A 7,162-nucleotide genomic window follows, 5' to 3' on the forward strand; every position below is an offset into this window, starting at 1 on the left:
CCCCCGGCACTATACTGCACAGGAGCAGACCCGTCGGGTCCTCCGACGCTGAACCTTCCGACCTGAGAATCACCATTCGGAGAAGCGTCGTGCCTCGCCCCTCACCCGGATCGCATCTGACGATGCGATCCGACCTCTCCCCGCAAGAGCGGGGAGAGGTTAAGATCACCGTATCGGCGGCGCGTACTGGATGCCGCCGGCGCTCCACAGTTGGTTGAGGCCGCGCGGGATGCCGAGCTTCGAGCCCGCGCCGACGTTGCGCTCATAGACTTCGCCGTAATTGCCGACGTGCCGGATGATGCGCGCGGCCCAGTCCTTGGTCAGGCCGAACTCCTCGCCGTAGGCGCCTTCGGTGCCGACCAGCCGCATCACGTCGGGCTTCTTCGATTTCAGCGCCTCGTCGATATTCTTCGAGGTAATGCCGAGTTCTTCGGCGTTGATCATCGCATACAGGGTCCACTTGATGATCATCATCCAGTCGTCGTCGCGCTGACGGACCACGGGCGCCAGCGGTTCCTTTGAAATCACGTCCGGCAGGATTTCGTTATCGCCGGGTTTCGGCAGTCTCAGCCGCAGCGCATAGAGCTGCGACACGTCGGACGTGAAGGTGTCGCATTGGCCGGACTCGTAGGCCTTAAGTGCGTCTTCCAGCTTTGCGAATTTCATCTCCTGATACTTGATATTGTTGGCGCGGAAGTAGTCGCCGAGATTGAGTTGCGTCGTGGTGGCCTCCTGGACGCAGACCTTGCTGCCATCGAGCGCCAGCGCGGAGTCGATGTTGCGCGCCTTCGGGATCATGAAGCCCTGGCCGTCATAGTAGGCGACCGCCGGGAAATACAGGTCGTAGGAGGTTTCGCGCGACATGCTCCAGGTCGAATTGCGCGAGAGAATATCGACCTTGCGGTTCTGCAATTCCTTGAAGCGTTCATTGGCATCGAGCGCCAGGAATTTCACTTTTTTGGGATCGTCGAAGATCGCCGCCGCTACAGCGCGGCAGAAATCGACGTCGAATCCGGCCCAGTTGCCCTTGTCATCGGGAGTGGAGAAACCAGGCAGTCCGGTGTTGACGCCGCACAGCACCGCATCGCGGCGGATCGTCCGCTTCAGCGTCTTGGTGTCGTATCGCTCATAGGCAATCGCGGCGCCGCCGATCGCGACCGCAATGGCAAGGCCGATCAAAAGACCGGTTCGAAATGTCCGCATGTGATGCATCCCTCAACGAGGATCGGGAAAATTTGATGGCGCTGAAACGAAAGGCCGTTGCGTTACAGCGAGGGCTTCTGCCGCACGATGACCTTGGTGCCGACCGGGATGCGATCGTAGAGATCGGAGACATCGGCATTGACCAGCCTGAAGCAGCCGGACGAGACCGCGGTGCCGATCGTGTCGGGCCGGTTGGTGCCGTGAATGCGGTACACGGTGGCGCCGAGATAAAGCGCGCGGGCGCCGAGCGGGTTGCCGGGGCCGCCGGCCATGAAGCGCGGCAGATAGGGCTGGCGCGCGATCATCTCCGGCGGCGGCGTCCAGTCCGGCCACTCCGCCTTGCGCGAGATCGTCAGCAGGCCCTGCCACTGGAAGCCGTCCCGGCCGACGCCGATGCCATAGCGGATGGCGCGGCCGTTGCCCTGCACCACGTAGAGATGGCGTTCCTGGGTCTGGATGATGATCGTGCCCGGCGCCTCCGTGGTGCGGTACAGCACCATGGTGCGCCTGAACTGCGGATCCAGCTCCACCGAATCGTCAGCCAGAAGTCCCGGCTGGTCGCCGGGATCGTTCTGCTGCGCAAAACTTGGTGAGGCGGAGAGGATCAGGCCCGCGGCGACTACGAATATCGGCATCGTCAGCTTGGTCATCGTGATTCCTTCCGGGCCGTTGCGGACGTGTCTATCACCGAATCTGTAGGGTGGGCAAAGGCGCCCTTGCGCCGTGCCCACCATCTTGATCTGAATGCGGGACTGGAACGGTGGGCACGCCGCCGGACGCGTTCGCGTCCGCCGCCTTTGCCCACCCTACGGATCTACCGCGGCGCGATCCACAGTCTTATTCCATACGCGACGATGGCAACCGTGCCGACGCCGGCGAGCCAGAGGGCTGCAAACCACAATAAACGCTGCATGAGCGGCGCGGGCTTCTGCGCAGGCGGCGTCAATGATAGCCGCTCTCGGGATTGACCTTGCCGCGAAACACCCAATAGGACCAGCCGGTGTAACCGAGGATCAGCGGTACCATGATGGCGACGCCGACCAGCATCAGGATCTGGCTGTTCTCAGGTGCTGCCGCCTGCCAGATGTCGATGCTCTGCGGCACGATATACGGGTACATGCTGATACCGAGCCCGGCATAGGATAATCCGAACAACGCCAGCGTGAGAAAGAAGGGCCGGTAGTCCTGCTTGGCGGCGAGGCTACGCAGCAGCAGAACGGTGACGGCGGCAACGGCGATCGGCACCGGCGCGGTCAGAATCATGCCCGGCCAGGCGAACCAGCGGGTGGTATACTGGATGTGCAGGAACGGCGTGGCGAGGCTGACCGCGCCGATGGCGGCGAGCATCGCGAACAGCAGCCACCAGCTCAGGCGGTAGGCTTCGTCGCGCAATTCGCCCTCGGTCTTCATCACCAGCCATGTCGCGCCGAGCAGGCAGTAGCCGATCACCACGGCAACCCCGGTCAGGATGCTGAACGGCGTCAGCCAGTCCCACCAGCCGCCGGCATAGTGGCGTCCCTCGACATGGATGCCTTGCAGGATCGCGCCGAGCGCGACGCCCTGCGCCATCGCCGCGAGCAGCGATCCGCCGAAGAATGCGATGTCCCACAAATTGCGCTCGCGCGTCGTCCGCCAGCGGAATTCGAACGCGACGCCGCGAAAGATCAGGCCGATCAGCATCGCGATGATCGGCGTGTACAGCGCCGGCATCAGCACGGCATAGGCCAGCGGAAACGCCGCGAACAACCCGCCGCCGCCGAGCACCAGCCAGGTTTCGTTACCGTCCCAGACCGGCGCCACGGTATTCATCATGACGTTGCGATCCGCTTTCTTGGGAAACAGCGGAAACAGCATGCCGAGGCCGAGATCGAATCCGTCCATCACGACATAAACGAATACTGCGAACGCGATGATGAATGCCCAGATCGTGGAAAGGTGCGGCGCGATGCTCATGAGGCATGTCCCTCCGCGGTGGTGCCGGCCGCCGGCGTGATGCCGGCCGCGCGTGTCGGCACGTCGCGTTGCGGCCCCTGTTCGCCGTAATGCGGCGGCGCCGCCATCAAGCGCAGGATATAGACGATGCCAGCGGCAAAGATCGCGAAATACACGACGATGAAGGCGATCAACGACGAGGCGACCGCGGGCGTCGCCAGCGGCGACGCGGAGTCCGCGGTGCGGAGCAGTCCATAGACCGTAAAGGGTTGGCGGCCAACCTCGGTCGTAAACCAACCCGCCAGCACCGCGACAAAACCGGCGGGACCCATCGCCAGCGCATAAAGATGCAGCAAACGCGATTGATACAGCGCGCCGCGCCATCGCATAAACAGGCTGAGCAGGCCGATGCCCAGCATCAGAAATCCGATGCCGACCATAATACGGAACGACCAGAATATGACCGCGACCGGCGGCCAGTTTTCACGCGGCACGGTGTCGAGCCCCTTCAGCGGCGCGTCCAGCGAATGTTTTAGAATGAGAGAAGACACTTTTGGAATCTCGACGGAATATCTCATTTTACCCGCGGCCTGGTCGGGCAGTCCGAATAGGATGAGCGGCGCACCATTCGGATGGCTGGTGAAATGACCTTCCATGGCCATGACTTTCACCGGCTGATGCTCCAGGGTGTTGAGGCCATGCTGATCGCCGGCGAAGATCTGGATCGGTGCGACCAGCGCCGCCATCCACATCGCCATGGAAAACATCACACGCGGGCCAGGCAGATGCTGATCCCGCAACAGATGATAGGCGCCGACCGCGCCCACCACGAACGCGGTCGTGAGGTAGGCCGCGAGCACCATGTGCACGAGGCGATACGGGAACGAGGGATTGAAAATCACTTTTAGCCAGCTTGCGGCGACGAATTGGCCGTCGGCATTGATGGCGTATCCCGTCGGCGTCTGCATCCACGAATTGGCCGAAAGGATCCAGAACGCGGAAACCAGCGTGCCGACGGCGACCATCAGGGTCGCGAAAAAATGCAGTTTGTGGCCGACCCGCTGCAGGCCGAACAGCATGACACCCAGAAAACCCGCCTCGAGGAAAAATGCCGTGAGCACCTCGTAGGCCATCAATGGGCCCAGAACGGGGCCGGTCTTGTCGGAGAAGGTCGACCAGTTGGTGCCGAACTGGTAGGACATCACAATGCCGGACACGACGCCCATTCCGAAGGCGATAGCGAAAATCTTCAACCAGTAATTGAAGAGATTGATGAAGACCTCGCGACCGGTCCAGAGCCAGAGCCCTTCAAGCACGGCGAGATAGCTGGCGAGCCCGATCGAGAAGGCCGGGAATACGATGTGAAACGACATCGTGAAGGCGAATTGCGCCCGGGCCAAAAATACGGCGTCCAAGCCCTCGAACATCGAAGCCATCCGTCGTCGCTTGATCCGGCGTGAACGTTATCACGCAATGTCAGGCGGGGATATCGCACCAGAACGCCGTCGGCTTGCCCCAGACGCAGAGCGACCCGGAGGGGGGCATCCCATCCGGGTCGTTGGAGGTACTTGGTGGTTAGAAACTCAGGCTTAGCGGGCCTCGTCGGTGGAGATCACGCAGACCTCCGAGGGATTCTTGGCGCTGCAATCGATCACCTGCTGACGGACCAGCATCGAGCCGGTGTCGTGCTGGGCACGGGGCGCGGCGTTCTGGCTGGAAAGCGAGGCGAGGGTGCAGATGGCGCCGAGCGGGATAATGAAGAAGCGGAAGGTGGGTTTCTGCATCGTCGTCGTCCCCGTTTGGCGTCTCGTTAATGATTGGTTTACCGGCCAATTTTTTCCGGATGATGTCGTCAATTGTTTCATTGGTTTCGTTGCGCCGATTTTCCTTCGAGAAATCGGGACGCCGAATCCGAGCCAATATCACGCCTAACAGGTTGATTAGACGTGATTTATGGGTCACGCCGCGAGGTTTTCGACGCCGGCGCCCTTGAGCAGGTCGGCCAATTGCTTGCGGGCATAAAACATCCGGGTCTTCACGGTGCTCTGCGGGATGCCGATGATCTCACCGGCCTCTTCCACCGACTTCTCGTGGTAGTAGACGAGGTTGATGATCTCGCGGTGAGCCGGGGACAGCTTGGCCACGCAGGCGCGCAGGATGGCGCTGGTGTTGCTGCGGTCGAGCGAGGCTTCGGGGGTGTCGGCTTCGTCGGCGATCTCAAGCACGTCTTCCTGGTCGATATCCTCGTGCCGGCGCTGGCGCAGCGCAGTCAGGGCCTTGAAGCGCGCGATCGACAGCAGCCAGGTCGAAACCTGGGCGCGGCCTTCGAACTGGCCGGCAGTGCGCCATACGTCCAGGAAAACCTGGCTGACCAGATCTTCGGCGGTGGTGGCGTCGCGCACCATGCGAAGCACGAAGCGGTAAACCCGCACATTGTGACGGGAGTAGAGGATGTGCATGGCGGTCCTGCCGCCTGAGGCAATGCCTTCCAGCAGCATCTCGTCCGAGGTCGCCTGGGCGGCAACGATCCCTTGGCGTGCTGCGGCGTTGATGGCGATCACGTTCTGCATGACAGTCTCCCGTTATTCACCGCCTGAGGCGGGTCTTGTTGGGAGAACTGTTAATCAGCACGCGTTTCAGGATGTCTGCGCCAAAAGGGGAAAATGGTTTCGTCCGCGAAAGAATTGTTTCGTCATGCCGGCGACGACGAAACAATCGGGCGGGCTCAAAACACCTGCAATTTGAAATAGATAGTCCTGATTAGATGTCGGATTTCAGGTCTTGTCGCCGGCCGGGGAAAACAGATATCCGCCGCCTCTGATGGTGCGGATTACCGCTGGCCGGGTCGGATCCGGCTCGATCTTACGGCGGATTCGCATGATCCTGAGGTCAACAGCCCGATCGAAGGCTTCGCTGTCGCGGGCATTGGCCAATTCCAGCAGCCGTTCGCGCGACAGCACCCGCTTCGGGTTGGCGGCAAACACCTTGAGCAGGCCGAATTCCGATGCCGTCAGCGGGTGCTCGTTGCCCTCATCATCGCGCAAGGCCTGCGCTTCGAGGTCGAGCCATTTCGTGCCGAACCGCACCAGTTGATCCTTCGCCGCTTTCGCCGGAGCCGATTCCGTCGCCGCGGCTTGCAGCTGTCGTCCCGGCGCGCTTCGCCGCAGCACCGAACGGATGCGCGCCATCAATTCGCGCAGTTCGCAGGGCTTGGCAATGTAATCGTCGGCGCCAAGTTCGAGGCCGACGACGCGGTCGATCGGGCTTGCGGTAGCCGTCAGCATGATCACCGGCACGTTGGTGCGGCCTTTCAGGTCGCGGATGATGGAGAGGCCGTCTTCCTCCGGCATATTGAGGTCGAGCACCACCAGATCCGGTGGCGCGCCGGCATCGATGGCGGCGCGCAGGCTCTTGCCGCCGTCGCATAGCGTCACCGTGAAGCCGTGCATTTTCAGATAGTCGCCGACCATCTCGCGGGCCGGCGCCTCGTCGTCGACAATGATGATATGCGGGCTCTGGCTCATGTCAGGACGCGACCGCCGCGGGCAAAACGATGGCGAAAGTCGAGCCCTGTCCGGGCCCGGCGCTGTCGGCGGTCACCTTGCCGCCATGCATGTCGATGATGCGTTTGACGATGGACAGCCCGAGGCCGGTCGAACTTTCGCCGGCCGTCGGTTTTGCGGAAAGCCGCTGGAACCGGCCGAACAGGCGTCCGAGATCCTCCGGCGACAGGCCTGCGCCTTCGTCGGTCACGCGGATGACCGTGCGGGCGTCGTCGTGGGTGACCAGCAGCGCGATCTTGCCACCGATCGGGCTATATTTGATGGCGTTGCTGATCAGATTGTCGATCGCTTCCCGCATCCGGTCCGAATCGCACATCGTAAAGCGGTCCGGCGGCGCCGAGACCGCGATGACCTGCTGTTTGTTCATGGCCGAGGGCTTGTTGGCCTCCGCGACCTCGCTGACCAATGCCGCGATATCGACCGGTTCGCGGCGGATGGTGATGTCGAAGGCGTCGGCCATGGCG

Annotated in this window: 8 protein-coding genes; all 8 read right to left on the reverse strand. The window is 62.2% G+C overall.

The window, feature by feature from the left end; all coding sequences use genetic code 11:
* Window positions 1–165: 165 nt before the first annotated feature.
* Window positions 166–1,203, reverse strand: coding sequence for an amino acid ABC transporter substrate-binding protein (locus VGP39_RS02210; protein ID WP_327566475.1), 1,038 nt, complete (start codon window positions 1,201–1,203; stop codon window positions 166–168).
* 62 nt (window positions 1,204–1,265) lie between these two features.
* The gene (locus tag VGP39_RS02215) at window positions 1,266–1,853 is read right to left on the reverse strand and encodes a L,D-transpeptidase (protein WP_327566476.1); all 588 of its coding nucleotides are present in this window, start codon (window positions 1,851–1,853) and stop codon (window positions 1,266–1,268) included.
* A 292-nt stretch (window positions 1,854–2,145) separates the two neighbouring features.
* Window positions 2,146–3,156 (reverse strand): cytochrome d ubiquinol oxidase subunit II, encoded by a 1,011-nt coding sequence (gene cydB / locus VGP39_RS02225; protein ID WP_327566478.1) that lies wholly within the window; start codon window positions 3,154–3,156, stop codon window positions 2,146–2,148.
* Complete coding sequence (locus VGP39_RS02230; RefSeq protein WP_327566479.1) at window positions 3,153–4,562, reverse strand: cytochrome ubiquinol oxidase subunit I; 1,410 nt, start codon at window positions 4,560–4,562, stop codon at window positions 3,153–3,155. The genes cydB and VGP39_RS02230 overlap by 4 nt, the downstream gene beginning before the upstream one ends.
* Before the next feature lie 162 nt (window positions 4,563–4,724).
* Entirely contained in the window at window positions 4,725–4,919 is a 195-nt protein-coding gene (locus VGP39_RS02235) for a hypothetical protein (protein WP_327566480.1), read from the reverse strand.
* A gap of 174 nt (window positions 4,920–5,093) precedes the next feature.
* A complete protein-coding gene (locus VGP39_RS02240; protein WP_327566481.1) occupies window positions 5,094–5,705 on the reverse strand; it encodes a sigma-70 family RNA polymerase sigma factor in 612 nt (203 codons plus the stop codon).
* Window positions 5,706–5,909: 204 nt separating this feature from the next.
* The gene (locus VGP39_RS02245; RefSeq protein ID WP_327566482.1) at window positions 5,910–6,659 is read right to left on the reverse strand and encodes a response regulator; all 750 of its coding nucleotides are present in this window, start codon (window positions 6,657–6,659) and stop codon (window positions 5,910–5,912) included.
* A 1-nt stretch (window position 6,660) separates the two neighbouring features.
* A partial coding sequence (locus tag VGP39_RS02250; RefSeq protein WP_327566483.1) for a HAMP domain-containing sensor histidine kinase occupies window positions 6,661–7,162 on the reverse strand: 502 nt, incomplete at its 5' end.

Origin of the sequence: Bradyrhizobium sp. (assembly GCF_036009065.1) — a bacterium.
Lineage (GTDB): Bacteria > Pseudomonadota > Alphaproteobacteria > Rhizobiales > Xanthobacteraceae > Bradyrhizobium.

Coding starts and splice junctions, on each gene's coding strand:
- VGP39_RS02215 (WP_327566476.1), bottom strand. CDS start 1,853: ATGACCAAGCTGACGATGCCGATATTCGTAGTCGCCGCGGGCCTGATC.
- VGP39_RS02240 (WP_327566481.1), bottom strand. CDS start 5,705: ATGCAGAACGTGATCGCCATCAACGCCGCAGCACGCCAAGGGATCGTT.
- VGP39_RS02245 (WP_327566482.1), bottom strand. CDS start 6,659: ATGAGCCAGAGCCCGCATATCATCATTGTCGACGACGAGGCGCCGGCC.
- VGP39_RS02230 (WP_327566479.1), bottom strand. CDS start 4,562: ATGTTCGAGGGCTTGGACGCCGTATTTTTGGCCCGGGCGCAATTCGCC.
- VGP39_RS02210 (WP_327566475.1), bottom strand. CDS start 1,203: ATGCGGACATTTCGAACCGGTCTTTTGATCGGCCTTGCCATTGCGGTC.
- cydB (WP_327566478.1), bottom strand. CDS start 3,156: ATGAGCATCGCGCCGCACCTTTCCACGATCTGGGCATTCATCATCGCG.
- VGP39_RS02235 (WP_327566480.1), bottom strand. CDS start 4,919: ATGCAGAAACCCACCTTCCGCTTCTTCATTATCCCGCTCGGCGCCATC.